The 26,943-nt window shown below is 46.2% G+C and carries 25 protein-coding genes and 2 pseudogenes; 16 read left to right on the forward strand and 11 right to left on the reverse strand.

Annotation, left to right across the window (positions count from 1 at the left end; translation table 11 throughout):
- The 3 genes from YC6258_RS09285 (at position 1) to adhP (ending at position 3,758) form a co-directional block, all read left to right on the forward strand.
- Positions 1-1,605 (forward strand): MBL fold metallo-hydrolase, encoded by a 1,605-nt coding sequence (locus YC6258_RS09285; protein WP_044616748.1) that lies wholly within the window; start codon positions 1-3, stop codon positions 1,603-1,605.
- A 544-nt stretch (positions 1,606-2,149) separates the two neighbouring features.
- Positions 2,150-2,419 (forward strand): HipA domain-containing protein, encoded by a 270-nt coding sequence (locus YC6258_RS09295; RefSeq protein WP_052830182.1) that lies wholly within the window; start codon positions 2,150-2,152, stop codon positions 2,417-2,419.
- Between the two features lie 325 nt (positions 2,420-2,744).
- Positions 2,745-3,758: an alcohol dehydrogenase AdhP gene (gene adhP / locus YC6258_RS09300; RefSeq protein ID WP_044616749.1), complete on the forward strand. Its 1,014-nt coding sequence runs from the start codon at positions 2,745-2,747 to the stop codon at positions 3,756-3,758.
- A gap of 476 nt (positions 3,759-4,234) precedes the next feature.
- On the opposite strand, the gene YC6258_RS09305 is transcribed toward adhP, so the two are convergent.
- Both YC6258_RS09305 and YC6258_RS09310 read right to left on the reverse strand, forming a co-directional pair.
- On the reverse strand, positions 4,235-5,401 hold the full coding sequence (locus YC6258_RS09305) for a Card1-like endonuclease domain-containing protein (RefSeq protein WP_044616750.1): 1,167 nt from the start codon (positions 5,399-5,401) through the stop codon (positions 4,235-4,237).
- Between the two features lie 726 nt (positions 5,402-6,127).
- Complete coding sequence (locus YC6258_RS09310; protein WP_044616751.1) at positions 6,128-6,727, reverse strand: TetR/AcrR family transcriptional regulator; 600 nt, start codon at positions 6,725-6,727, stop codon at positions 6,128-6,130.
- Positions 6,728-6,873: 146 nt separating this feature from the next.
- On the opposite strand from YC6258_RS09310, the gene YC6258_RS09315 reads away from it, so the two are divergent.
- From YC6258_RS09315 to YC6258_RS09325, 3 genes are read left to right on the forward strand one after another with little or no spacing between them, the layout of a single operon-like run.
- On the forward strand, positions 6,874-8,286 hold the full coding sequence (locus YC6258_RS09315) for an efflux transporter outer membrane subunit (RefSeq protein WP_044616752.1): 1,413 nt from the start codon (positions 6,874-6,876) through the stop codon (positions 8,284-8,286).
- Positions 8,287-8,312: 26 nt separating this feature from the next.
- Entirely contained in the window at positions 8,313-9,503 is a 1,191-nt protein-coding gene (locus YC6258_RS09320) for an HlyD family secretion protein (protein WP_082070630.1), read from the forward strand.
- Between the two features lie 8 nt (positions 9,504-9,511).
- On the forward strand, positions 9,512-11,050 hold the full coding sequence (locus YC6258_RS09325; protein ID WP_044616753.1) for a DHA2 family efflux MFS transporter permease subunit: 1,539 nt from the start codon (positions 9,512-9,514) through the stop codon (positions 11,048-11,050).
- Between the two features lie 132 nt (positions 11,051-11,182).
- Here YC6258_RS09325 and YC6258_RS09330 read toward each other — a convergent pair whose 3' ends face one another.
- The gene (locus YC6258_RS09330; protein WP_044616754.1) at positions 11,183-11,416 is read right to left on the reverse strand and encodes a hypothetical protein; all 234 of its coding nucleotides are present in this window, start codon (positions 11,414-11,416) and stop codon (positions 11,183-11,185) included.
- Between the two features lie 43 nt (positions 11,417-11,459).
- Positions 11,460-11,699, reverse strand: a complete 240-nt coding sequence (locus YC6258_RS09335) for a hypothetical protein (RefSeq protein WP_044616755.1) — start codon at positions 11,697-11,699, stop codon at positions 11,460-11,462.
- 478 nt (positions 11,700-12,177) lie between these two features.
- Here YC6258_RS09335 and YC6258_RS09340 point away from each other — a divergent pair, with 478 nt between their 5' ends.
- The 4 genes from YC6258_RS09340 to YC6258_RS09355 all read left to right on the forward strand — a co-directional run bounded on the left by YC6258_RS09340 (position 12,178) and on the right by YC6258_RS09355 (position 15,371).
- Positions 12,178-13,830: a P-loop ATPase, Sll1717 family gene (locus tag YC6258_RS09340; protein WP_044616756.1), complete on the forward strand. Its 1,653-nt coding sequence runs from the start codon at positions 12,178-12,180 to the stop codon at positions 13,828-13,830.
- A gap of 49 nt (positions 13,831-13,879) precedes the next feature.
- The gene (locus YC6258_RS09345; protein ID WP_044616757.1) at positions 13,880-14,305 is read left to right on the forward strand and encodes a hypothetical protein; all 426 of its coding nucleotides are present in this window, start codon (positions 13,880-13,882) and stop codon (positions 14,303-14,305) included.
- Positions 14,306-14,392: 87 nt separating this feature from the next.
- Positions 14,393-14,932 (forward strand): ClbS/DfsB family four-helix bundle protein, encoded by a 540-nt coding sequence (locus YC6258_RS09350; protein ID WP_044616758.1) that lies wholly within the window; start codon positions 14,393-14,395, stop codon positions 14,930-14,932.
- Between the two features lie 7 nt (positions 14,933-14,939).
- A complete protein-coding gene (locus YC6258_RS09355) occupies positions 14,940-15,371 on the forward strand; it encodes a hypothetical protein (RefSeq protein WP_044616759.1) in 432 nt (143 codons plus the stop codon).
- Between the two features lie 136 nt (positions 15,372-15,507).
- Here the strand turns inward: YC6258_RS09355 and YC6258_RS09360 are convergent, their stop codons facing one another.
- Together YC6258_RS09360 and YC6258_RS09365 are read right to left on the reverse strand one after the other, a co-directional pair.
- Entirely contained in the window at positions 15,508-16,884 is a 1,377-nt protein-coding gene (locus YC6258_RS09360; protein ID WP_044616760.1) for a nicotinate phosphoribosyltransferase, read from the reverse strand.
- Positions 16,885-17,103: 219 nt separating this feature from the next.
- Positions 17,104-18,162 carry a bifunctional nicotinamide-nucleotide adenylyltransferase/Nudix hydroxylase gene (locus tag YC6258_RS09365; RefSeq protein ID WP_044616761.1) on the reverse strand — a complete coding sequence of 353 codons (1,059 nt, stop codon included), beginning with the start codon at positions 18,160-18,162 and terminating at the stop codon, positions 17,104-17,106.
- Between the two features lie 295 nt (positions 18,163-18,457).
- On the opposite strand from YC6258_RS09365, the gene YC6258_RS09370 reads away from it, so the two are divergent.
- Entirely contained in the window at positions 18,458-19,204 is a 747-nt protein-coding gene (locus YC6258_RS09370; protein ID WP_245627026.1) for an NUDIX hydrolase, read from the forward strand.
- 207 nt (positions 19,205-19,411) lie between these two features.
- Here the strand turns inward: YC6258_RS09370 and YC6258_RS09375 are convergent, their stop codons facing one another.
- The 3 genes from YC6258_RS09375 to YC6258_RS09385 all read right to left on the reverse strand — a co-directional run bounded on the left by YC6258_RS09375 (position 19,412) and on the right by YC6258_RS09385 (position 21,049).
- On the reverse strand, positions 19,412-19,864 hold the full coding sequence (locus YC6258_RS09375) for a hypothetical protein (protein WP_044616763.1): 453 nt from the start codon (positions 19,862-19,864) through the stop codon (positions 19,412-19,414).
- Between the two features lie 283 nt (positions 19,865-20,147).
- Positions 20,148-20,594 carry a hypothetical protein gene (locus YC6258_RS09380; RefSeq protein ID WP_044616764.1) on the reverse strand — a complete coding sequence of 149 codons (447 nt, stop codon included), beginning with the start codon at positions 20,592-20,594 and terminating at the stop codon, positions 20,148-20,150.
- Positions 20,591-21,049 carry a hypothetical protein gene (locus YC6258_RS09385; RefSeq protein ID WP_144407599.1) on the reverse strand — a complete coding sequence of 153 codons (459 nt, stop codon included), beginning with the start codon at positions 21,047-21,049 and terminating at the stop codon, positions 20,591-20,593. Before YC6258_RS09385 ends, YC6258_RS09380 begins: the two co-directional genes overlap by 4 nt.
- A 530-nt stretch (positions 21,050-21,579) precedes the next feature.
- On the opposite strand from YC6258_RS09385, the pseudogene YC6258_RS31315 reads away from it, so the two are divergent.
- Together YC6258_RS31315 and YC6258_RS27220 are read left to right on the forward strand one after the other, a co-directional pair.
- A pseudogene (locus YC6258_RS31315) lies at positions 21,580-21,783 on the forward strand (IS110 family transposase); the annotation flags it as partial.
- 15 nt (positions 21,784-21,798) lie between these two features.
- Positions 21,799-22,155, forward strand: coding sequence for a transposase (locus YC6258_RS27220; protein ID WP_082070632.1), 357 nt, complete (start codon positions 21,799-21,801; stop codon positions 22,153-22,155).
- Between the two features lie 425 nt (positions 22,156-22,580).
- On the opposite strand, the pseudogene YC6258_RS30540 reads toward YC6258_RS27220, so the two are convergent.
- Both YC6258_RS30540 and YC6258_RS09400 read right to left on the reverse strand, forming a co-directional pair.
- A pseudogene (locus YC6258_RS30540) lies at positions 22,581-22,866 on the reverse strand (carotenoid oxygenase family protein).
- Positions 22,867-23,075: 209 nt separating this feature from the next.
- Complete coding sequence (locus YC6258_RS09400) at positions 23,076-24,278, reverse strand: MFS transporter (protein WP_044616766.1); 1,203 nt, start codon at positions 24,276-24,278, stop codon at positions 23,076-23,078.
- A 477-nt stretch (positions 24,279-24,755) separates the two neighbouring features.
- Here YC6258_RS09400 and YC6258_RS09405 point away from each other — a divergent pair, with 477 nt between their 5' ends.
- The 3 genes from YC6258_RS09405 to YC6258_RS29575 all read left to right on the forward strand — a co-directional run bounded on the left by YC6258_RS09405 (position 24,756) and on the right by YC6258_RS29575 (position 26,917).
- Positions 24,756-25,658 (forward strand): LysR family transcriptional regulator, encoded by a 903-nt coding sequence (locus YC6258_RS09405; RefSeq protein ID WP_044616767.1) that lies wholly within the window; start codon positions 24,756-24,758, stop codon positions 25,656-25,658.
- Between the two features lie 610 nt (positions 25,659-26,268).
- Entirely contained in the window at positions 26,269-26,529 is a 261-nt protein-coding gene (locus YC6258_RS27230; RefSeq protein WP_052830187.1) for a DUF4372 domain-containing protein, read from the forward strand.
- Between the two features lie 124 nt (positions 26,530-26,653).
- Entirely contained in the window at positions 26,654-26,917 is a 264-nt protein-coding gene (locus tag YC6258_RS29575; protein WP_281176367.1) for a transposase, read from the forward strand.
- Positions 26,918-26,943: the final 26 nt, after the last annotated feature.

The raw sequence follows: 26,943 nt of genomic DNA on the forward strand, positions 1-26,943 counted from the left end.
ATGGGCGACAGTTACTACCTGAAAGAAGATGTGTATATCGAACCGCTGTTTAACCACTGGTATGCATGGCCATATCTGATGGCGCCGGCAACGGCGGCCAGACATCTGACCAACACACACAGACGGATCATGAAATCCTATGTGAAGAATTACGAACTGCATATTCTGGCTAAAGAGCATAAGGCTTTAACCGGTGGCGATTTTGTCGATTGCACCGAAGAACAATTGGAGGACATCAAACAGCTGATCGCTGAGATCGAAGACAACTGTAGCGAACTGGTCGCACTGTCTTCAGATATCAAAAAGCTGAATGAATTGATGGCTAGCCATGTCACCGGTGAAAGCATCGAGTATCTCTATGAACAGGTACCCGAAGGACTCAAAGGCTACGTCGAGTTGTTCATGGACATGGAACATAATCCCGGTTACCGCTTGATCGAACCGCTGTTGTATAACAGTCACTATTACCGGCCCGACCTGCAATCCATATCCCTTGGTCTGATCTCCAAAGTCGGTGACCGGCCATTTGTGTTCAGTACCCCACGGCTGCCGGATAATAACCACCTGCAGCTGGATGCCGAGTTCAACGATCCGTTCTGGGATACCTTGTGCCGTGCCCGCGAATATCCATTATCATCACAACAAATCAAGGAGCTGTTTGATGGTCGGCAGCTCAGTGGCGGGTTAACGGTGGAAGAGTTATTTACTGAAACACCCAGTCAGCACCAACATCAGCCGGTGACTTCCGGTATACGGTTGACCTATACCGGACATGCCGGATTTCTGATCGAGAGTGAGGATGTCAGCATTCTGATCGATCCGGTGATTGCGAGCCGGGGTGATCAGTATGCCAACGACGTGGTGAGCTTCAGTGAACTGCCGGAGAAAATCGATTACATCTGTTTGACCCACAATCACCAGGACCATATCAATATCGAGACCCTGCTGCAGTTGCGTTATAAAACCGGAAAAATTCTGGTACCGAAAAATAATGGCGGTAGCCTGGCTGACCCTTCCATGAAACTGATTCTCAAACAGCTCAAATTCACGGTGGAAGAAATGGAAGATCTGGACCAGATCGAGATTTCCCACGGTCGCATTACCGCGATTCCGTTCCTGGGTGAACATGGTGATCTGAACATTCGCAGCAAGGCCGCCTGGCTGGTCGAACTGCGCGGCAAGAAGTGCTTCTTTGGTGCCGATTCCGCCAATCCGGATATTAATCTCTATCGGCATATGCAGCCCCTGCTCGCGGACGCCGATGTATTTGCCGTAGGGATGGAATGTGTGGGTGCACCCTATACCTGGCTGTATGGCGCACTGAACACCAAAAAGGTGGCACCGGTCATTCGCGAGTCACGGCGCCTCAACGGCTCCGATTCGGCTCAGGCCATCGAGATGGTCAAACTCCTCAAGCCTCGGCAGGTGTTTATTTACGCCCTGGGTATGGAGCCCTGGTACAAGTACTTTATCGGTCTGGATTACAGCGAGGGTGCTAAACAGATTGATGAATCCGACCACATGCTGAAACTGTGTGAGGGGATCAAAACACCCGCGGAAAAACTATTTGGCCGCAAGGTTATGAGCCTGGTAACCAGTGCTTGAGCTTTGCCATTGAACAGTACCGAAGTGGTTATGGATGATGGCTTTGGTATTGTTTGAGGAGTCTGTACCAAAAGGTGCGCAGATTCCTCAACAATTCGAGACTTTCAGATCACTCCCCGAAAATCGAATAGTCTTGGCCCCTTTTTTCTGTATTCAGCCGGTGGTCTAGTAGTCGACGCCACCTTGATACGCTCAGTTAATAACACTAATTTGATCTATATATGAAACATTAAAACTATTAATGATCTATGTATGGTACAAAAATTCCAAAACCCCCTGTAAGAACCTATTCCCGCTATCCCGAAGATGCACTATCGCTGCTGGCCGGTTTGATACGTGCCTCAAGACTTGAGAAAAAAAATGAACACTCGACCGTGCAGGCATCTCCAGAGAGATGTTTGTCCGCATCGAAAAAGCAGATCCCAAATGCGAAATTGGAGCCGCTTTTGAAGTGGCCAGAATTGTCGGGGTGAGTTAATTTTACGAGACTCTGGCTGAAATTATCCTGACCCCAAAGGAAACCCTGCGAGAGTTGTCCAAATGTATGATTTTTAACATTTTATCCGGAAACACAAACGATCATGCCAGAAATCATGCAGTCTGTTGGGATGGAAAAATGCTTTCACTGACACCAGCTTATGATATCTGCCCTCAGGGGTGCACCGGAAACGAAGTATCGAAAGCTATGCATATAGCTGTTAGTAACAAGATGAGCCAATTGGCAACCTGTTTGCAAACAGTACACAACTTTCTGTTCTTTTTTCTCCCTCAGAAATCATCTGCGCTTTACAGCATTTTACAGCACTTTGCATGAATCAGGCTAAAAGCCATCTTGCTGTTAATACGCTGAAAATACAGCATTAATATGCGAAGAAGACTTCTGCCCGACGCAGAATATCCTGTTCCGGCTTCATGTCATGCATTTCTTTTATCACAGACAACGAAAGGCCAAAACAGTTACTAAATAACGATATCCCTGGACACAGAACAAGTTCACCGAGGATTTGGACACAGAGACAAGTTTTGCGGACTGACAGGCAAGTTTTTTTTTATGTATTCCTTAAAGTGTCTGTTCCCGGGTACAAAAAAAATAGCTGTGAATTCATCTAACAACCCATATTTTCAAACAGGAGTTTGCCATGAAAGCCGCTATTACAAGTACATTGGGCTCCATTTTAAAGATTGAAGACGTACAAAAACCTACTATCGAGCCACATCAGATATTAGTAAAAATTCACGCCTGTGGCGTATGCCATACAGACCTTCATGCCTGTCATGGAGATTGGCCTGTCAAACCGACATTACCTTTAATTCCCGGACATGAAGGCGTCGGTGAAATTGTTGAAGTGGGTGAAGCTGTCTCCCATTTAGGCATTGGCGATAGAGTGGGTATCCCTTGGTTATACAGTACCTGTGGTCATTGTGAATACTGTTTAAGTGGACAAGAAAGCCTCTGTTTATCCCAGCAAAATGCAGGCTATTCTGTCGCTGGCAGTTACGCCGAATACTGCGCAGCTCATGCGGATTATGTGGTAAAAATTCCAGAAGGCCTGGATTACGTGGCTGCTGCGCCAATCTTCTGTGCCGGCGTCACCACTTATAAAGCCTTAAAGGTATCTGATGCCAAACCTGGTCAATGGGTCGCGGTATTCGGGGTTGGTGGGCTCGGCCACTTAGCCGTGCAATATGCTATCGCTATGGGATTTCGCGTTGTGGCGGTCGATACAGGTGATGCCAAACGCGAATTGGCTACGTCATTAGGGGCTGAATACTTCTTTGATTTTATGACAGACAATATAGTCGAAGATATTAAAGCGGCTACGGATGGTGTTCACGCCAGTGTATGTACTGCCGTAAGTAAGGCTGGATTCCGTCAAAGCTATGATGTGGTACGCCGTGGCGGCAAATGCGTCTTGGTTGGTCTACCACCAGAGGATATGCCATTACCCATATTCGATACTGTGCTCAACGGCGTCAGTGTTGTTGGCTCAATTGTTGGCACACGTAAAGACTTGGAAGAATGTTTGGAATTCGCTGCTCGCGGCAAGGTTAAAGCCATTATTACCGAGAAATCTCTTGATGATATTAATGAGATCTTTGCGGATATGGAGAAAGGCGATATTACCGGACGTATCGTGATGTCTATTTCCTAAGCTGCGGAGAAATAAAAAAGGAGCCCTGCAAAAGTAGCGCTCCTTTTTTATTTGCCGTCTTTATTTGGCTTGAAAATCATCTTACGGCGAGTTTTTTAAACTTGGACCAACAGGCAGAGTTTCGCCTGCTAATGTTGATAACTTCATATCGTCCTGTTGATCCATCTCAAGGCGTTGTTGCCACGGTGCCGGGCATTTATCTTTTTTCGGTTTAGCCGTTGTCACCGGATGGGGCAAAGGAAATTTTTTTGCGCATCAGATACAAACTATTAAAGACAACTGGAATGCCGGTTGCGATGAAGCGGCGCTCAGTGAGGTTGACAGGCATTTGTTATGGCAGAGACAGTTTTTGAATCCGTATTCATTATATTGTTAACCCTGTAATCCACTATGACGGAAAATAACAACGACATTCAAATAAACCAGGAAGGCCTGTTTGAATGTCTGGTTAACAGGGCAATAGAATCGTAAGATCCCTAAAAAATCGAATAGTCGTGTGTTCGTAATCTCTCAATCAGTTGGTGTCGTAATTGCCCAATGGTGCGACGGTCGCAGATTTGTACATCAAACAGTTCTGCCCGTTGATGATGTTTTGGATGAATATCATGGAAACTGGTAATCATACCGGTGGTGCGGAATCCGCCGAGATGTTTAAGCATGGAGCCGAGTTTGTACACCACATGCTGGGCATTGCGGTAGTCCAGCAGTGCGGTCTTGCATTCAATCACGATCAGCCGGTTGTCGTAGAGAGCCAGCACGTCGAGTTCGTTGCGGATCGAGAATTTTTGTTTGCTGCCCAACCAGCGTACCTGAACGCTGCGGGCGACATCCTGTAAGCGTGGGAATTCCGAGCGCAGTTGAAACAGTTCACTGAATACCCGTTCCTCCAGCCAGCCACCATTGGCAAAAAACCGTGCCTCTTCACTGGCGAATGTCAGCTGCTGTTGATGCATCTCGGCCAGGCCGGCGTCACTCAGTTGATCCAGGATTTCCAGAAACATATGATCACCACGTAGTTCGTGGCGCGGAATATTGCAGTGCAAATGATCTTCCGCCTGGCTGGCGTAGTAATTCAATTTGGCGATGGCCAGGCTGTAAGCGCGCGCCTGAGCCTGCCATTTTTTTGCCAGTTCGCGTTGTTCCGGCGGAATGTGTGAGCGGCTGAGGGATTCTACCTCCAGCCCATGAGCCTGCAGAAAGGTTGGCAGCTTGACGTTATCCTGCAGCGCAAAATCCGGTTGCTGGTCCGGGTTACTCAACCAGCGCACCCAGTCCTTGTTTAAAAAGAATACCGGCAGGTCGCGATAGAAAAACACCTCATGAGCAATGATAGCGACAGGTCGATAACCACCGGTGCTGTTCAAAATCAGTTTATGGCCCTGAGCCAGATGCTGTGCCACCACGGACTCAAAGGTCTGGCGCAGTAAATCCGTTTGCCAGGCATCCGGAAGGTCCAGCAATGTGCACTGAATTCCCATGGGTTTACAGGCTTCTATTAACCACTGTCGGTGCTCCAGGTAAGGGCTGTTGGCCGTGGCTGCGAGGATGACTTCATCTGGTTTCAGGCGCAGATCCAGCAACGGGCACAGGTTCTGGCCCGGTTGTTCTGATACCAGCACCAGCTGGACTGTTTTGATACTCATATGAACTTCCTTGGGAAACTGCCCGGATTATTGAAAATTGGCCTCAAAAATACCAGAGGAAGGCTATTTTTCAGAGCGCTTATCACTGTTGCCGCAAGAAAGGGTTGATATTGAAATCTGCAAAATATTTGAAGTTATTTTTGAACACAAGGATATCAACGGATGCTGGAAGTGACATGGCAATCCAAATGGCGCGATCTGAACAGGAGACATGATTGATATATCCACATGGAGTATTTGGGGGGAAACAGCTGCCTGCTGTTTTCGATTGCGCTGTCAGTTTTGGGTTGAAAGCTGGTACAGAATCGCGAGGCGACATTTCCGTTGAGTCTTAATCCGGCTTTTACTTACGTGGGGTCTTACGGCATTGAAACGGAGTCCCGCCGATAGAAATTTCATGCCTGTTTGTCATGGATGCATCACAGGATTTGTCTGAAAAAAATATTTACCGGCGACAAATTTTCCATACTCATAATTGCCGGATGAGGGTTTTGCATGTGTTTAAATAAGATTTTTTAAATACGAACGAGCCTTTGCTGCCCCTGTTTATTCCGTTTAATCGCCTGACCGGCAGTACTTCACAGGCACGGGCGTCTGGGGAGTGGAGCTACAAATACAGCGTGAGTGTCCACTCACGGGCAGGAAACCATTGTTCTCGCACACGACTATGGCCAGGAGAGAACTCCCTTTACGGCTCAATTGTGCGTTCGTCGGCTTAAGACGGTATCAGGGACGATAAGCACGTAGAAAAACATCGACAGCTCTGGCTGCGGAGGCTTTCAGCTCGTCAGGATCAGGCCGTTCAATCGCGTTCAGAAACAAGGGATCGTAGTATTCGGCGATAATTAAAGCGAGAAAATGTTGGGCGCAAACCCGAGGTTCTGCCGAACAAAGATTTCCCTTTTTTATATGCTGTTCCAGAAAATTCTCCAGCTTCGTTAACCCTCGTTTGGGCCCGTGTTCGTAGAAAAACTGACCTATTTTTGAACGGTGAGCCTCATGCGCCACAATTTTTTCCAATGCCAGAATTTCGGGTTCGGTAATGGATTGAAGGTAAGTCTCTGAAAAGTTCTTCAATAACGGGAGCAGATCACCCTCGGCTTCCAAAGCGTTGAATGCTTCGGCCAGCTGTCTGCGAGCGAAAGTTTCCATCACAGACAAGAAAACTTCCTCTTTTGAAGAAAAATAGTTGTATACGGTTGCTTTGGAAAAGCCCACCCGGCGGGCAATTTCATTCATCGATGCACTTTCAAACCCTGTTTCACTGAACACCTGCCTCGCGGCATCGACGATGGCCAGACGGCGAGACTCACTTTTAACTCTCATTAATCACATTGCTCCACGGTTAAGAAGTTCTCTTATCCTTGACTTTAAAAACGATGTCAATATTATAACTAAACTGAACGGTTTAGTTCATTATAAAACCCTCCTCGTTAAATTCCTATAACATTTCCTATTAAGAGGTTTTAGCATTGCGTAAACAGTATTTAGCCCTGTATGTGGCCTTATTACTGGTTAGTGGTTGTGTGTCACTTCCGGATGAAGAACCCAGCCATACCAGCATGGTCGATAAACTGCAGTATGAAAAATCAGTAACAATAGATACCGACTCCCTGTGGCCGGCGGATCAGTGGTGGCAGCGTTATCACGATGACCAGCTCGACCAACTGATTGCCCGGGCGCTTGAGTCGGCTCCGAATCTGCAGATTGCTGCAGCCAGAATCAATCTGGCGCTTGCCAGCGTTCAGCAATCCGGGGCAGCGATGATGCCAACGATCTCCGCTAATGCGTCTGCCACTCAAACCCGTTTGAGTTACCACAACGGTAATGACTTTGTACCAAGAGGCTGGAATACCTTTGGCAGTGCCACGTTGAACTTTGACTATGAATTGGACTTGTTTGGTAAAAACCGTGCACAGATAGCAGCTGCCACGTCAGAAATGTTTGCTTCGCAGGCAGAACAGGCTCAGGCGCGCCTTGTGTTGACAGCATCCATTACCAAGGCATATGCAGAACTCGCCCGGTTGTACGCCAATCTGGCCAACCTGTCAGAAGCCAGGGACATTCGTTTGAAAACCGTGCAGCTGACACGTAAACGGTATGATGAGGGACTGGAGAACAGAGGTTCCGTTCGCAGCGCAGAAGCAGCGCTGGCGTTGACGGAATCTTCATTATTGGAACTGCAGCAACAGATTCTTATACAAAAACACGCACTTTCTGCACTTGCTGGTGCCGGACCTGATGAGGGTGAGGCGCTGACCGAACCTGCATTAACTCTGGATGCCTCCCACGGTATACCAAGTGATGCAGGGATTAACCTGATTGGCCGTCGACCTGATATATCAGTATCCCGTTTGCAGGCGGAAGCAGCGGCACATCGCATAGGTGTAGCGAAATCGCGGTTCTATCCCAATGTTTCTTTGACAGGCTATATCGGTTCTCAGGCAATGGGACTGGAGAACTTGAATTTAGGTGGTTCTCTGGCCGGAGGCGTGGGGCCGGCAATATATCTACCTATCTTTCAGGGCGGCGCTATTAAAGCTGGCTATAAAGCAGCCGGTGCTCAATACGACAGTGCAGTGGCCACTTATAACCAGGCGGTAAACCGCGCTTTTCAGCAGCTGGCAGATGTTTCGACGCAACAGAAGTTCATGCAGCAGCGAATCAAAAAAATGCAACAGGCAGAAGCCGCGGCAGCAGATGCTTATCAGATAGTCAATCAGCGCTATGAAGGAGGCCTCACCGGTTACCTTGAAGTACTGAATGCTCAGGATAACTGGTTATCCAGCAAACGAAGTCTGGTAAACCTTCAATCTGAAGCCGTTTTTGTTGATGTTGAAACTGTACTTGTGCTTGGCGGCGGATTTATCGCTGAGCATTCCTGAATCCAAAATTATCTAGAGAGAATCCCATGTCTGAAGTATCTAAAGAAATGGAGACAACTGCTGTGTCTCAAACTCGTCGCAACATGTTTTTACTATTCTTTATCGTCGTGATTCTGGCGGGAGGGGGCAGTTTTGCCTATTGGTACTTTATAAGCTCCAAATATATATCCACGGACAACGCTTACACTAATGTCGAAACCGCACAGGTAACGCCAGCCGTTGGCGGTATCGTAACCGAAGTAAAAGTGAATGATACCCAGCAGGTTAAACAGGGTGATGTACTGGTCATCATTGACAATACCGATGCCAGTATCGCGTTGGCACAAGCTGCGGCTGATTTGGAACTGGCCCGCCGTCGGGTACAGGGATATCAGGCCCTGGATGAAAACCTGACCGCGCAAATTGCTGCCCGAAAAGCAGATAAGGAACGCACCGCGGCACAGTTGGATGCTGCCAAATCCAATCTTGTCAGGGCCCGATTGGATTTTGATCGGCGTAAAGGCCTGGTGAATTCCGGTTCGGTTTCAGCAGAAGATCTTTCCAATGCCCAGAATGCACTGACCCGTGCAATGGCCGATTTGAAAATCGCTGAGTCAAGTCTGCATCAGAGCGAAGCGAATTATAACAGTGCGATCGGTGCACAAAAGGCCAATGCGGTACAGATCATCAATACCGATATTGAAAACAACCCAGAAGTACTGGCCGCCAAAGCCCGTTACGAGCAGGCCCAGGTGAACCTGGACAGAACCGTCATTTATGCACCGATCTCCGGGGTTGTTGCCAAACGTCAGGTACAGGTGGGGCGTCGTGTTCAAATTGGTGAGCCTTTGATGACACTGGTTCCGACCGATCAGATATACGTCGATGCCAACTTCAAAGAAGTTGAACTCAGCCAGGTCAAACCCGGACAAATAGCCACGCTGACAGCAGACATTTATGGTGAAGATGTTGTATTCCGCGGAGTTGTGTCTGGATTTTCCGGTGGTACAGGCTCTGCTTTTTCACTCATCCCTGCACAGAATGCCACCGGCAACTGGATTAAAGTGGTTCAGCGCCTTCCGGTTCGCATAGAACTCGATGCGAATGAGTTGAGCAAGCATCCACTACGGGTCGGTCTTTCAATGGAAGTGAAGGTACATTTGAACGAAGAGACCCAGGATAAACTGGCACGTATCAATGGGCTGTCTGATTTAGATGCTGACCAATATTTAAGGTAAGTTGAACAATGAGAACAACAGCGATTGATGAAAGTCCCAAGCCCCTGGCGGGTATACAACTTTTATTGGGAACGCTGGTATTGGCAATGGCAAATTTTCTGGCCATTCTCGATACCACGATTGCCAATGTTTCTGTTTCAAATATTGCCGGGGCAATGGGAACGACCTCATCCCAGGGAACCTATGTAATTACCTCTTATGCCGTTGCAGAGGCGATTGCAGTACCACTTACCGGATGGCTCGCAGCTCGCTTTGGTTCTATTCGGGTATTTGTGACATGTTTCTTTTTGTTTGGAATTTTTTCCATCGCCTGCGGTTTAGCAACCAGTATGGGAATGCTGGTTTTTTTCCGTATATTGTTAGGATTCTGTGGTGGTCCGTTGATGCCTTTGTCACAAACACTGATGATCCGGATATTTCCGGCCAACAAATCCCATGCTGCCATTGGTATCTGGAGCATGATGACATTGGTGGCACCGATCATGGGACCGATCCTGGGAGGGGTATTGTGTGATCAGTTAGGATGGGAATATATCTTTCTGGTAAAAGCCCCGCTTGCCATTATTGCAGCCTTCTTATGTTGGAAACTATTGCGCTCATTTGAAACCAAAACCGAGAAAGTGGGAGTCGACAAAGTCGGACTGATTCTGCTCGTAATCTGGGTAGGCGCATTACAGCTAATGTTGGATGAAGGAAAAGATCTGGACTGGTTCTCATCCACCTGGATCGTTTTTCTGGCGATAGTCGCCTTGCTGGGATTTGTGGCTTTCCTGATTTGGGAGCTGACAGAGAAGCATCCGATCGTTGATCTGAAAATATTCCGACACCGAGGATTCAGCTTCAGCATGGTGACATTGTCGTTGGCATTTGGTGCTTTTTTTGGAATCACCGTGCTGACCCCCATGTGGTTGCAGATGTACATGGGATATACCGCAACCATCGCCGGTTATGCGACAGCTACCATGGGCGTTCTGGCTGTGTTCATAGCACCCGGAATTGCGAGCTTATCGTCGAAATTTGATCCCCGGCCCATGGTGTTCCTGGGAGTCGTATGGCTGGGAGGATGGACCCTGTATCGCAGCTTCGGCAACCTGGATATGACTTTCGCCCAGATCAGCGTGCCCATGTTATTTCAGGGATTGGGAACACCATTGTTCTTCGTACCATTAACGGCTGTTGCATTGGGTGCTGTTACCTTCAGCGAAATGAATTCAGCCGCAGGGCTCATGAATTTTATCCGCACACTTTCAGGTGCAGTTGCCACATCCCTGGTGAACACGCAATGGGAGAGTCAAAGTACCTATGTGCATGCGGAGCTGGCCGGTCTGACTGATCGAACCGGTGCCGCTACAGACCTGATGATACAAAGCGGAATTTCGAAGGAACAGACCATCGGCATTATTGATCGGTTGCTGCATCAGGAAAGTGTGATGATTGCCACCAATCATATATTTATAAGTATCAGTGCCATATTCATGATAGCCGCATTCATAATCTGGTTTACACCAAAACCAGCACTGAAAGCCGACATAAGTTCAGTGCACTAACTGAACAGTCAAACTCAGTTGATCATGATCAACATCCTGTCAGAGGCGCGTCTGAACCCATGTTCAGATGCGCTTTTTTTTAAGGGCATAACCACTCTCCACACCCATATCAGAAAGAAAGTTCAGCGCCGTTCATCGCAGCTGCTTTAAATCCTCCACCGCTGACTGAATGCCACTGGTTTGACGGTCAATTTCCGTTATAAGACTCATGACCAACCGCCCGATATCGGATCGTTTCTCATTCTCAGAGTTCAATAAAATACAACCGATGGATTCATACTGCTTGAGTTTGGACTGTATTTTATTCAATTGATAATCGATCAGCTTCAACTGTGACTGATAACGTCTTTCGGATTCTGTTTTCATCAGTGAGACTCCATGCGAAATGAAAAATTGCCCCCGTACCGGGTTATCGAATATCGCCTAAAGCGGAATAAATACTGTCCATCTGCACATGCAAATGCTGCAAAAAACCGTACGCTGCTCTGGCCACATTGGCAGTGGTTTCGTCATCCGATTCGGCCAGCATCAGTGCAATCGCCTGACCACCATTGAGCGTAGTGATCGTTGTGCACAGATCGCGCTTGATCAGTTCCAGTTGAGAGAGATTGAATGAAGTGCTTGAGGTGGGCGTGGAGTCTGTCGTCATGGCATATGATTCCTCTGTGATCGCATGGATTCTGCCCCTCACAGGGATTCATATGACGTTTTGGGGGCAGAGTCGGCGAGTCGCAACAAACCGCTCACAGAGACGCGGCCCAGCCGAAACTGGCCCGCCGACCTGCCATAAAACGGGCAGGTGCGCGAGTGCGCAGGCATATCACAGGCGCTGAGCGCCTAATGCCTCTCTGTGACTAAAGCGGGGTTGCGATCCCGACGCCGGATTTTGCCGGCGCGCGGCTATGTTACGTGAAAAGTCTGGTTGGGGGCAACAGTGCGCCTTGGGGAGAGGTTTGAGAGTGTATAAACATGAAACTGAGCGAAATCAATTTAAAGCCAGACTTTGTATTGCTGGTTTTTGGTAGAGGGACTATTTTGGATAAGGTGTGGAATGTGTAGACGTTGTTTAAGTAAAAAATATGATGAGATAGATACAGTTCTCCTCAGGGGAACAAAAGGAACATCTTATGCCAAATGTACCAAAGTCTGAATTCGTTTATAGAAAACACATGAGTGTTGGAGAGGCTGATGCTGAAAATGATCAGTCTTTCTTGGAGGATTGCTTTGTTGATATTGGAGATTATGAGGTTCTATGTAATACCTCTGCCCCTCAGTGTATTGTGCTGGGTCGAACCGGTGCAGGTAAGAGTGCTTTATTAGAGCAAGTACGTAGAAATCAAGAACGAGTAATAAGTATTGAGCCAGAAGAGCTGGCACTAAGACATATTTCAAATTCAACTATCTTGACGTTTTTTGAAAATTTGGGTGTAAACCTGGACATTTTCTACAATCTATTGTGGCAACATACTTTTGCTGTAGAGCTAATAAAGATTGAATATAAAATCGACTCGGTTCAAAAGAAAGATTCTTTTTTTTCCACAGTTTCATCTCTTATAAAAGGAAACTCAAAAAAACAACAAGCGCTGTCATATATCGAAGAATGGGGAGAGAAGTTCTGGTTGGATACTGAATCAAGAATTAAGGACTTCACCGAAAAACTGGAGTCTAATTTAAAACAGACCGTTAGTGGTAAAGTTCCAGGTATTGAACTAAAAATTTCTTCGGGAAAATCGTTGACGGAAGAGCAAAAATCTGAAGTGATATATTATGGAAAGAGGGTTGTAAGTGATGTTCAAATATCAAAATTATCAAAAATTATTGAACTTCTTTCAGAAGATATATTTAATGATCCTCAAAAAAAAACTTATATCGTAATTGATCGGTTAGACGAAAACTGGGTAGAAGATCATCTTAGGTATAAATTAATTCGGGCCTTAATAGAAACTACCAAGAAGTTTAGATCTATAGAGCCTGTTAAGATTATATTTACTCTTCGAACAGACCTTTTAAATCGTGTTTTGGACCAGACTAGAGACTCTGGTTTTCAGAAAGAAAAATATGATAGTCTTTTTCTAACTTTGAGATGGGAAAAATTACAAATAAAGAGTATTTTAGATAAAAGAATTAATAAACTTCTAAAAAATAAATACACCAAAAACGATGTTTTTTTTGATGATATATTTCCTCCGAAATTGGATGGTTTAAGAGGAGATGATTATATAATTGATCGTACCTTTTTGCGGCCAAGAGATGCTATTGCTTTCGTAAATCATTGCTTGATTGAATCAGAGGGTAAGACTGAGATAACTGGCTCTATCGTGAAGATGGCAGAGAAAGGGTACTCATATGATAGGCTTGAATCACTAAAATATGAGTGGTTTGTAGAACATCCTAATCTCGAAAAGTACATAGATATGCTCCACAAAATGAAGAAGAGATTTAAAGTTGGAATTGTTGATAATTCTATTTTCGATAAGCTAATTGAAAAACTATTTGACCAAGATACTTCTAGAGCTGATGATGTTGTTAAACTGGCATATGAATATATAAATAACTCATATCCGAAAACAGAAGAAATTCTAACGGAATTGAAACAGAAATTATTCTTTACCTTATATAAAGTGGGTGTTGTCGGTATTAAGGTTGATGGTGTTAGTAGCGTAAAATGGATTCAGAATAGAACTCAGGATCTAAACTATTCAAAAATAAATAATAATTCAATTATCTATATTCATAAGGTCTTATGGCGAGTATTAGCTATTAACACGACAGATAAATAATTAGTCATTTATTGTGTAATAATTTTTTTCATTTTACGATTGAAAGAGTATGGAATATAAGAACATCGTCGAAAAAATACTCGGCACATTGAACGCACACGAAGAGCAGGGTGAGCTGGTGATTATCTCAACAATGCCGGAGATCATTGCCCGAGACATCTTTCACACTGCAATAGAGGAATGGCTTAAGGGGTTGGATGTCGAGCACGAACCTGTCGAGTGTACTATGCCATACTTGCTGGATCAGACCTGTTCGAAATTATCGCATAGATTTGCAATAGAACTTGAGCGGGCTAGGGAAATTATTGATGCCTATTATACTCAATGGTGTAAGACTCGTAGCATTAAAGAAATTGCGGAAATATACTGGCATGAAACACCCTCAGAGATGGCCAAGCGAGCTTATTGGAGTGTAGTCATGAAAAAGCCGGATAATCGTAACTTAGATTATCTTGAATGGAGAAAGCAGTGCTGACAATAGTCGCAAGGGGCAGCACAAGGAATCAGGTACTAGCGGGGCAATAAAAAAATAAACAATTGCTCATCAAAGGAGATCATACCCATGGCAAGACCCACTACAAAACAGGCATTACTCGAAGCAGCAAACACAAATTTTGAAGCGCTCTGGCAAACCATTGATTCCATGACGAAAACCGCTCTGGCAACTGAGTTTGATTTTTCAGATGACGTTAAGAAAAAAGAAGCCCACTGGCAGCGGGACAAAAATCTTCGGGATGTATTGATCCACCTCTACGAGTGGCATCAGCTGCTGATACATTGGATAGAATCAAATATGGCCGGAAACAAAGCCGACTTTCTGCCCGAGCCCTATAACTGGAAAACCTACGGTGAAATGAACGTAGAGTTCTGGCAGAAACACCAGAAAACCAAACTTGAAAAATCCAAAGACATGTTAAAAACAAGCCACCAATCGGTATTGCAGTTAATAGAAAATTTCTCAAACGAACAGCTGTTTACCAAAAAAGTGTACGACTGGACCGGTACAACTACCCTTGGAAGCTATTGCGTATCCGCTACTTCCAGTCACTACGACTGGGCGGTCAAAAAAATAAAGGCGCATATTAAGAAATGTTCCGGGTAGTTGATCGGTGAGTGAATTGGAAACTAAACAGAAGAAAAAGAGAGTGGATGGACAAGTTACCGGGTTGGCCGGCGAGTTTTTTGTTGCGGGCGAATTGTTGAAGAGAAATCTTCAAAAATCTATTACATTTGGTAACGCCAAAGCCATCGATATTTTTGCACATAATGAAGGCTCAGGTATTACCTACACCGTTCAGGTTAAATCATTAAGGTCTAAAAATTATTTTCCTATCAAACGATCAGCTATTGTCGATAGTCACGTCTATGTGTTTGTCATTCTCAACAAACCGGGTGTTGTTGTTGAATACTTTGTTGTTCCGGGTTTTACCTTGGCAAGTGCAGATGGTGATCTCGGTAAGTATCTTGATGATCCGAAATTTCCTGGTATTGGCTGGCGCTCTCTGGAACCTTATCGCGATAACTGGCAGGTATTTGTGTGAAGGTTCTGGTTCATAAGGCTCGACAACTTTGGATACTAAATAGTAAAAATCTCCATCAAGCCCATACAATAACCAACGCTGCGACCATCAAATAAATCCGGTCGCAGCCAAAAGATATTTATCCTGTCACTCTATTTCAATCAGCAGACACCTGACCGCGCACCTGATCAAAGGTGTATTCTGTGATCAGCTGGCCGTTACGAAAGACGGTGACCAGTTCGTTGGCGCTGGCTGGAATGGAATCTCTGGCGACGGTCTGGTACTGGCCATTTTTCCGTGTTAATGCCAGGCGGCCTTTCTTCGAGCGTTTGCCGTGATCGGTTACCGGATCTTTGTAGATGTCTTTCCAGTTACCATTGATGCAGATGGCGGATGCTTTCATGGCAAATTTCTGGGTATCGCGGTGTACTTTCTGCAGCAGTTCGCCACCCATACCGAAGGATACGTTTTCGGCACTGATGCCTTGTTGTTTCATTGCTTCGAGAATGGCTTTGATAGAGCCGGGATTGACACCATCACCCTGGATCAGGCGAACACAATCGGGTAATACCCGGTAACCTTTACTGTTGGTACGGCTGCCAAATTTGGCCATAAGGTGCTCGATGGCTTGTGGTACCACTTCGACCGGGTTGCCGGAATCGGGCCGAACCACCAGGGTTCCTCCCATGGTTTCGACCTGGTTTTTCAGTTTTCCACCCCACAGGTCGTCGATAGCGGCCCAGAGGTTGTAAGAGTCGCTGACCACGGCAACCACTTTATTTTTGCCGCCAAATTGGTTGAGCATATTACGATAGGCATCGGCTTCGCCGTCTCGTCCCCAGCTGGTGATGGTGCTGTGTTCGGCGGCTGGAATAGAGTATCCGGCCATATCGGCACCATAGTAACGACGCCCGGCGACGATGGCAGAGAGACTGTCGGTTCCCATGAAGTTGACCAGATGAGCGAGTCCGCCGATGGCAACGGTTTCTTCTGAACTCGCACCACGGGCTCCAAAGTCGTGCAGCTTGAAGGGCAGGCTGGAGAGGTCGTCAGCGGTTTCGTTCAAATAACCGGCAATGATTTTATGGCAGGCTCTGGATATGGTTGCCACGGTGGTGGGGTACCAGATGGCCCGTAACAGTGCGGTTTCGATGTAACTGGTTAGCCAGGCACAGGCTGGATCGGTGTTGATGACTTGTGCCATTACGTTGCCGGTAGGCACTTCCGCGCCTTCGGGAACGGCTTCGATTTCCAGTGGCAGATAGCCTTGATGAGTATTGAGGATGTAGCTCCAGCCTTCACGGTTGAATGGCACGCCATGGGCGGCGCAAATGAGGTCTGCCTCGTCAATATCGGCCTGGGTGATCGGGGTGGTGAGGTACTGTTTAATAAACATCTGCAGACCAAAAAACACCGTGGAAGGATAAATGCCGCCGCGGGATTCAATGTAGCTGGAAATATATTCGGTGCCCTGTGGGTATTGGGCAAAGTGAGAGGTTTTGTAGGAATCGGTGTTTAAAATCAGGTTCTGCATGATGGAAATCCTCCAGTCATCATGGGTCAGATGCCGGTCTATCCAGCATCTTCAACAGTTAATGCGGTAAGTTGTCAGAGCAGTTCCTGCCCTGCGTTCAATATAGTGTCCTTATGCCACTATATTGTCAATTATTATTTTGGGGCTAAACGCCACTAATTAAAAAATCCCGGAGTCATCGATGCATATTGAACGGAATGACAGCCGGCAATCTGTGATTTATACGGTTCCCAGTAAGTCCTGGATGATGAAGTAGTGATCTTCAAACATGGTTTGTGGGTCCAGGTTGCTGAGAGGGATCCATTGTGCCGTCTGGGCGTCGTCACCACCTTTCACTTTGGGCAGTTCGGCATTGGGGGCCAGTTCGATGTGAAAGGTATGGGTAATGGTACGGCCGCGAGTGGAACGGTAGGGGTCATCGTACACGGCTGAACGTTTGATAGAGCCTTTCAGTACCGGTGCCGGCACTTTCAGCCGGGTTTCTTCGCGTAGTTCTCGCAGACAGGCATCCTGCAGGCGTTCCTGTTGATTGACGAACCCGCCTGGTAACGCCCACAGGCCCTTGCCAGGGTTGGCACGACGTTGGACCAGCAGCACATGACCGGATTGCACGACCACGGCATCAACGGTAACAAACGTGGGCGCGTACGGGGCGGATTGCCAAGCCTGCTGATATTTTTGTACGAACCGGACTTCTTCCTGCAACTGAAGAAAACCGGTATCTGAAGTCACAAAATTCAATAAGTACTCTGCGACGGCGTTGGGCAGCAATTCGCTACTGCGCATGGTATCGATGGCAGATTCCGGGGTATCGACAAACAATTGTTCACGCAACGGGGTAGCGCTGATATTGCGGTAATTTTCAATGCTGATGCTGTGCCATTGCGGAAACAGGTTCAGATAAAAACCGGTTTGATCTTTTCGATGGCCGATCAGCGCAACTTTGGCTGGCCGGTGCGGAGTGGTGTGATGAGCGGTGACCAGACCATTTACCGTCGCCTGGACGTTGCGCACCCAGAGTTCGTCATTGTAGGGAACATCCATCAGCGGCAGGCACAGCAGGCGCGCATTTTCGGATTCATTGAGGCAGGCCCGGACCATGGCTTCACGCTCCTGATGAGTCCAGGGATTTCGGGCATTTCTGGGCTGCCAGGCCGAGCCGATCAACAGCACCAGTTTGCTGGCGCGCTCCAGACCCTCTCTGACAATTTTCAGGTGGCCGGAATGAAACGGTTGAAAACGGCCGATGAAGACCGCGAAATCGAATGTCTGAGTCATATCGCAAGATCCTTGCAAAGTGTAAGGGGCGGGAGTCTGTCTCTAGCCCGGAATCAAGACCTCTGAAAAATGGCCTATTTTCGCGCAGGATGTTGTGAGCGCCAGTCTCACATCCTCATTTACGCCTGTAAACTGCGGTGTTGCGAGTGGTGCTTCCTCGCCTGCATCAAAACTATTCCTATTTTTCAGAGGCCCCTTAAACCAACGCCACCGCTTGTACTGCTATGGCGACGTGTTAATATTGGCTTATAGCCACTTAATTAGCAAGTGTCTTTGCCGACACAGACGGAAAACCATGATGGGTACTTATAAGACCGAACGGGAATTTTTGCAGCATTACAATATTCATGACCACGAACTGCCACTGGTATCGGTGGATGTTGCCATCTTCACTTTGCTGGAAGGACGTTTGCAGGTGCTGTTGGTGAAACGCGGAGATTTTCCACACAAAGGGCGTTGGTCCCTGCCGGGTGGTTTTGTGAATCAACAACAGGACCAGGATCTGTCGGCGACGGCACGACGCAAGCTGCTGGAAAAAACCGGCGTCGATACCTCTCACCTGGAACAGATTGCCACCGTTGGCAATCACAAACGTGATCCGCGAGGCTGGTCGGTAACGGTGCTTTATATGGCGCTGATACCCTATTCACCGGCGCAGGCGATTGCCGCACCGGTCAGTGATGCGCGCTGGTGGCCGTTAGAGGAAGCAGCTGAGCAGCGCCTGGCGTTTGATCACAACGAACTGATATCTATGGCCAGAGAGCGCTTGCGCAGTAAGACCGGTTATACCATGTTGCCGGCATACATTATTGATAGCCCGTTCAGCCTGACTCAGTTACAGCAGGCTTTTGAAGAGTTATTAGGGACGGAGGTGGAGAAAAAATCCTTTCGCCGACGAGTACTCGCCGCCGATATTCTGGAAGAAGTCGGCGAAGGCCTGGCGGAAAGCGGCCGTGGTCGCCGGGCGGCATTGTATCGACCCAAAAAAGGCGGTGAACAGCATGCGTTTGTGAGAGTGTTTGGTGGGGTGGAAGAGGTGTAATGGGTGATAAAAAATCCGGAATGCTGCTTGATGCCGAGATCCACAACATCCAGCATTCGAAATTAAGAGATTCTCTATAAGAGCAAGAAACTCTCAAACTGTATATAGATTTAGCATCATTACTATTTGCAGATATAAGGGAGCATAATTATTGGTCAACCAACTAATGGTCAAATTTATGGATGTTCTTTTTTATCGTTTCTAATTTCACCCAAATATATCCACTACTTGTCTCTTTTTATAGCTTTTAACAGGATAGTTATCCAATATAAATTTCTCTAAATCATCAGAAAGTGTTTGGAAGTATGGGGTAGCCTCTGTGTTGCTACCATCATGAATTAATATCTGTAAACTCTGACCAGTAAGATTAATATAGACATATAGCTGAGCTGCACTGCCAGAAAGCTTTGCATATATATCAGTCATTCGTTCCTGGTATAAATCAACGTGCTCTGTTGCCTTATCTTTATCGGCACCATAAGGTGCCAAAAATAATTTGATCTCTTGAAATATCTTTTCCTGGTCCATCGCACTAATATCGGTATTGAAATAACAGTCCATTTCAACCCTATATGGAGGAATGAATATAGCAGTAACACAACCATATAGAAGATTGACCAAAACCAATATAATTATATTTCTATACAAAGCTTTCATCATAAGAGCACCTATGGGTAGCAAGTTTATGGGTGTCCTATTTTTTTACTATTTTTATATTTTTCGGCACCACACAAATACGCCCGCCGAACACAGCGCACCATGCAGTGATAAAAGGATGTCTCTTCCAGAAAGGCTTGTTCGTTACGGGGTTTGGTCATGGTGGTGGATGTTAGTTGATGTGGGGATATAATTCAAATTTATGGATGTCCTATTTATCCTGCTGCAGGTTTTTGGGGCAAGTTTATGGATGTCCTTTTAATTTCTTTATTACATTTCTGGAGGGTTAATCAGAGATTCCTTTATCTACTTTATCAGCATATAGTTTCTTTCCTGAAGGTTGCGCATATAAACCACAATCTCCAGTTACCTCAAATCTATACCAATCTATACCACTACGCCTCTCAACTATCTCACTATAAAATTCTACAATTGATAAACCATAATCATAGATTTTATCATCACACTTAATTCTAAATACTCGATAAGTAAACCCTCTTAAATCTTTCTTCCAAATTATATCTTTTGATCTAACATCCGATTTTTTTTTGTTTGAAATCTCAATACTGTCATCTGGAGAGAGGCTCAATTTCTTATCATTTTCAAATAATATTTCTATTCTCTGAAAACTATTATTGACTAACTCAGTTTGTTGAGATGGTGGGCATCCACTTATTATTAAAGCTAAGGCAATTATAACTAAAAGCCTAGTTTTCTCTATTCGTCTTTTCATTTCCACGGTCCCCAAGGTTTAGGGCTCCATGAGTCACCCGGCCCTGGATGAGGGTACTTTTCTAAGTACGAATTTTCATGCCAACCGTTTATAGAATAATTACCAGAAGTAATCATAGAGCCTATACCAAATATAGCATGTGCTGGTAAATAGAATAGACCTAATTTCTCTGCCTGGTATGTATGTTGTAGCTCCTCATCGCCCAATGTATGAGTACCTCTGGCAGCAGTCGAGTAAAAGTAAGGGTCATCATCATATAAAATAGCATTTCCAAAGGTCATTGCCGTATTCATAAATGGTATATTATGAAACTGTATAGCATTATTTTTAAAATCTATATACGGATTAGTACCCATAAATGTTCCAACAACGTAACCCACAGTACCAACAGCGATACCAATTATTGTATTGGGCAATGCCCATATTTTTCCAGCGATACTTCTAGCGAACTTCAACCCAGGCCTTAACTTTGCAGTCAGATTATCCCAGAAGTCTTTAACTCTTTTGCATATATTGATTCAGGCCCCGATTTCTGCCCAGTATTTTTATTAGGACCATTATGTCTAAGGCTATTATCCCCGAGATCCTTATCTTGTCTTCCAGTATTACTATCACTGCTTGATGCCGAGATCCACAAGGCAATCTTTTCTGGTTTTCAAATTATTGGTGGAGGTTCACAATTCTCTGTAGGTTGGGGTTTAAAACTAGTTCCTGGTGCAAAGATAACCTCAGGTTTGCTCATATCGCATGGAACAGGAAATGTGTTTGGTGGAGTTGGAGAAGTGGCTAATGCTATAGACGGTGGAGCGCGAAGTTATAATTATACTCAGAATCTCTATGAGGCTGGAGCCGAAGCACTTGATTTACCAAAAAAGCTTAGGAACGGTGGTTTATGCTGGTGTTGATTTATCTGTGGGACTTTCTGTGGCTTTGACGCCAGAAACAAGTTTATGGATGTCCTTTTATTGTCTCCTTTTATTGTCCTACCGCCAAACTGATTCCCGCTCAACATGTCACGCCTTTCGTTCGAGGCAATAAGAGTGATTATCGTGATGCCATTGCCATCGGTGAAGCCGCCTGTCGGCCGGATATTCGACCCGTTCCGGTGAAAACCCTTGAGCAACAGGATATCCAGAGTCTGCACCGTATTCGCGAACGCCATGTCGCACAACGAACAGGGCTGATCAATTAGACATGAGGACTCTTGAGTAAATACGGCATTGTCGCCCCTCAGGGGCATAAGGCATTTTGCCAGCTTATAGCAGACATATACGACTCTGCTTATGCATCATTGTCCCCGAGACAGGCATCCAGTGGTGAACGTTTTAACAGTGGCAGCATCACCAAACGAGGGAATCACTATGTGCGCAAGCAACTCATTCATGGTGCTCGTGCTATTGTCAGTCGATATCAAGGTAAACACGATGCACTCAACCAGTGGGTGGGCCAATTGCTGGCGCGCCGAGGGTTTCATAAAACGTGTGTCGCCCTGGTGGCCCGTATGGCTCGCCTGGCGTGGATACTGGTTGCCCGGAAGGAATATTACCGTGCCGCGGTGTGATAGATAGAGAGAACAAGAGACCAGTCGCATAAGCGGTCCAACGGATCTTTGGGTCATGTGTTATCCAATGATGAACACAACGGTTAATCAGGTCTGACAAGAGCCTGAAAAGGACACAGTTCTGGAAACTGAGTGGGTGATTAAGGCAGTCAGACGCGGATCTCATCAGGGCGCGGAAGCTCCCTTAAACAGCTTCCATGACAGACGCCGGCTATATGTCTTCGTGACCGTCATTTCATCAAGAGATCATGTGGCAGGAAGAACCAGGGTTAGACATATTTGAAAGTCTCTCAGTATTGAGGGATTGGGTAGATTTTGTTTGACAGTCCGGGGGCGTCCATATATGTCCTTTTTATCACTCGGAAATTGAATTAGTTCTCCGGTTAACGGATCAAATTTCGGGAGTGTGGTAAATGTTTGCTTTTTTACTGACCTGCAAAATCCGATTCGCCGATGGTGCTTAAGTCCTGTGGGTTAATCTCATAAGGACGTCCGGATTCTTTCAATGCGTATAGTTTTCCATGGTGCCACATCACCGGTATTGGCGGCGTTGGCGTCCTCGCCTGAGACCGCCGGAGAGTCGGTAAACGAATTGCGATAAGCACCAAATAATGCGCGGCGCGACTGGCGTTCGAGCTGTAGCTTGCACGTTTGTACATAACGCATTTTCAGATCGGCATGTCCATTCGCAAAACGCACCATATGGATCATGCCATCACCATTGAGAAAGATGTCTTTTCCCAATCAGGGTGGATAGGTATGATCTGCGCTGTTTCTATAAAAAACACCGTTCATTTCCTGGGAAATTGTGCCGATAACTTCTAAATCAACGACCTCCCCCTTCTATGCGCACCGGCGCCGCATAATCGTTGAATACGATATCATCAGGAAAGCGCAAACCCGTATCAAAGGCTACATGATCAGTCATAAATAAAATTCTCCTTTGTATTTGTAAGGGCGGAACTACGATTGCTTTGTGATAACAATGTCCGGGCCTGAAAAGTCAGAGTGGAGGCCACACATGCAATCACCGCGACACCCCATCCCAATCCGTGATAGCCGACCACAGACACAATGAGGCCTCCCAGTACTGGACCACTGGCGGAGCCTATCATCATCATCGCCGGTGTTGCCGCGACAGCGCGTCCTGACGGGTCGATCTTGGAGAGAAGACCAAACAGGAAAGTATGGGTAAAAATGGCCAATGTGACATATACGGAGACCGGAATGGCAAACAACAAAAAGGAACTTGAACTGGTCAGAGTCAGTGCCGCCAAAGCCTGCAAAACAGGCCCCGAAAAGCTGACTGAAATGGGGGATAACCGCTTTTGCATCAGCGCTGCCAGTATCCCTGGCAATAAATTAATGAAACCCATGATAACGAACATGGCTTGGATGTTTGACGACTCGAAACCACGATTCACGCCAATGCGTTCAACAAATGAAAATACCATTGACTGACTCAGTGTCAGGCAGATGACCACTCCGATGATCATCCAGGCGACCGGTGGCATAGACCCGGATAGGCGTGTTTTATGTTTTTCAGTGACAGACAGGTGGTCGATCGTCGGAAAAAAGAATAATGCGTAGATCGCACTGATTCCGACGGTGATCGCAAACGCTGTGAATATAACCTGCCCACCCAATTGACGGACCATTCCCGGCATGACTGCAAACATGGCGATGGCCAGTGCTCCCATGGAAACATTTACAATCCCAAACAGGTGATGCGGGTTTTTGGTTCTGCCAATGCAGCCATGGGTTACTGATAACGCCGCTCCCACTCCCAGACCGGCAACACTGTGCAGGATCAGAAACGCAGCCAGGCGCTCGTCGGAAACAGGTAGTCCGGACATTATCAGGAAGCAAAGTGCGGCTAACAAAAAGCCTGAAACGGCAACATACCTGTGCTTTAGTTGGTGAAAGCGAGGAGCCAGTAGTGAGCTGATCAGTACAACGCTACCCAAGAATAGCGTAACCGTCATACCAGCTTGGGGAGGCGTTAAATGATAGTACTCAATCAAGCCTCCAATCCAAAGCGGGAGTGCGGCTAAATCTATGGTTCCCGCCATATGACATACACTGAGAGCAACGTAGCTGCTCCCGCTATTTAGCTTAGCCATTTTGTTCTCTCTCTTTTATTTTTTATTGTTATAAGAGGCGTAAGAGAAGTACCCGGCTCTGCACATGCAGATAACGGAATAATGCTTCTCATCGTCCCCTTTTTAGTTTCTCTGTAGCAGAGAAAATCTCCATCCTCGGTATTATATGTCCGCTTTTATGTGCAGAGTTCAGAGCCCGTTAGAACCGTCCAATAAAGGCTCCGACAGTGAAAATCCCCACGGTTGAATAACGAACGTCTTACAACTATCGAAACTGTTAACCCACCAAACAGCTATATGGGTTAATAATACGAATTGCTTTTTTATTATTATTGGGCAACTCTGTCCTTTGACTTCAGGCCTGGTGGTTTTGCCGGCTGGGCGCCACAGGATAGCTTCCTGAACATTATCTATTGACCACAGTTCGATAAAACAGATTGTATTTATGACACTCATTAATAGTATTAATGTTTGGCTAAGAGCGCCCGGAGGAAGCTAATGCGGTTAGAGAGATTTGATTTAAACCAACTCATCGTTCTTGATGTATTGTTGGAGGAAAAAAATGTTACAAAAACCGGAAAAAGACTGCATATAGGTCAATCTGCCGCCAGTGCAGCATTAAAGCGGCTCAGGGAGTATTTTGGAGACAGTTTGCTGGTTCCGGTTGGTCAGCATATGGAACTGACGCCACTGGCCAAAAACCTTGTTGGTCCTGTGCGTGATACGTTGATGCAGGCGCGTGCCACCATTGCCTTGCGGCCAAATTTCAGCCCTGGAGAAATCTCCCGCAGTTTCTCGGTAGTTGCATCGGACTATCTGGTTGGCATATTGATCTCCCAGGCCATGCCGATTTTTGCCAGGGAGTCACCTGGAATGCATCTTGAAATCATTCGGCCACCGCATGATGTAATGGGGGTGTTTGATCGTGGAGAAATAGACTTATTGTGTATACCCAAACAATATTCGGAAAAGATTCAACATCCCCAGGTAGAGCTGTTTTACGACCATCAGGTTTGTTTAGTGAGCGAAGCAAGTGACATCACAGAGCTTACAATGGAGCAATATCTGGATCTGGATCATGTTTCAATACGTATTGGAGAACGGGGCAGCACGACTTACGAAGAGTGGTTCTTACCCCGATATGGACGTCAGCGTAATATTGTCTGTACCGTAGATCACTTTAACTCCGCGGCGAAGCTTATAATGGGCACCGATCGGATCGTGACCTTGCACGGTCGCATTGCCAGGGAAATGGTGAAGTTGTTCCCGGTCCGCATAGTGGCAGCCCCGTTTGACATACAACCACTTGTAGAGGTTATGGCCTGGCCTCGTTATCTTAATGAAGATCCGGAACACGAATGGGTAAGGAACATATTACAATCTGTGGCAAAATCTTTATAACAGTGGGATCCGGTTTTATTGTAACAGGATGAACAGGAATTTTCGTGGCGCGCCTGCTGTTGCAGGAATGGTATTGTTCTTATTATTTCGGATGCGTTTTATAAAGCTCTGGAAGGTATCTGGATTAGCCTGACACTTATGCGTTTACGTAAAATTCATGTGTATTTATCTGATAACAATATGATTTTGCTGTAAACCTTTGAAATGACTCAGTGAGGAGGACGAGACAGTGGCAGCAGGTTGACCATCCGTCGCAATCACGGGTTATGTGAGTTTTATTATGATGGCAATTATTTGTATCGGGTTAACACAAAGCCCACGGTTTCACGTTATAGACGGGAAACACTGGAAACGAAGAAGGACTTCCAGACCTGGAATGTCAGTGGAAACGAGAATGTTCAGGACATAACCAACCTGTCTAGTTCTGAGTCGGCGCCAGAAATCAAAGGTACTGAAGAGTCATGTAACAGAGAGCAAAGCAAGGAGGTAAGTTTAAGTAAGGAGAAGAACACTGCTGTCCCGTTAACTCAGCAAAAAGGGGGCCTGTATTCACTCAATGATTTATAATCGTTTCACCACAAAACACTATAAATAAAGAGTGAATCAGACCATGAGCCATCACAATACAGTCATCGCCCAATTGCTAAAACTGATTCCCAGACATGAGTTTGAGTGTCTGGCCAATGAGCATCACAGCGGTCGTGCATTTCGAAAGGCATCCCGGTGGTCTCAGTTTGTCACCATGACCATTTCCCAGTTGTCAGGACGCTGCAGCTTGAGGGATATCGTTGATAATATGAACGCCCAAAATTCATCGCCTCTACCATCTGGGCTCGGCAAAATTATCACGCACGACGTTATCGCGGATTAACGAAGATAAACCTTATCGTCTTTACTAAGCGCTCTATGGACGCCTGCTTGCCGGTTGTCAAAATGTTGCACCCAGGCACACATTTCATTTCAAAAACCGGCTTTATTCACCGGATGCCACCACCATAGATTTATGTCTGAGTGTTTTTCCATGGGCTGAATTCCGATCAACCAAAGGTGCCATCAAATTGCACGTTGGCTTGAATCGCTCCGGCTATTTACCCGAGTTTATGCACATTATCGAAGGTAAAACCCATGATGCCAAGGCGGCTAAAAGCTTGAAGCTGAGCTCCGGCAGCATCGTTGTGTTTGATAAGGCCTGCAATGACTACGCATGGTATAAGCAATTGGAAGATAACGGAATTTTCTTTGTGACAATGGCCTGGTGATGGACCGGCTCGTTTCCTTTTATCGC

This window comes from Gynuella sunshinyii YC6258, from assembly GCF_000940805.1.
Taxonomy (GTDB): Bacteria; Pseudomonadota; Gammaproteobacteria; order Pseudomonadales; family Natronospirillaceae; genus Gynuella; species Gynuella sunshinyii.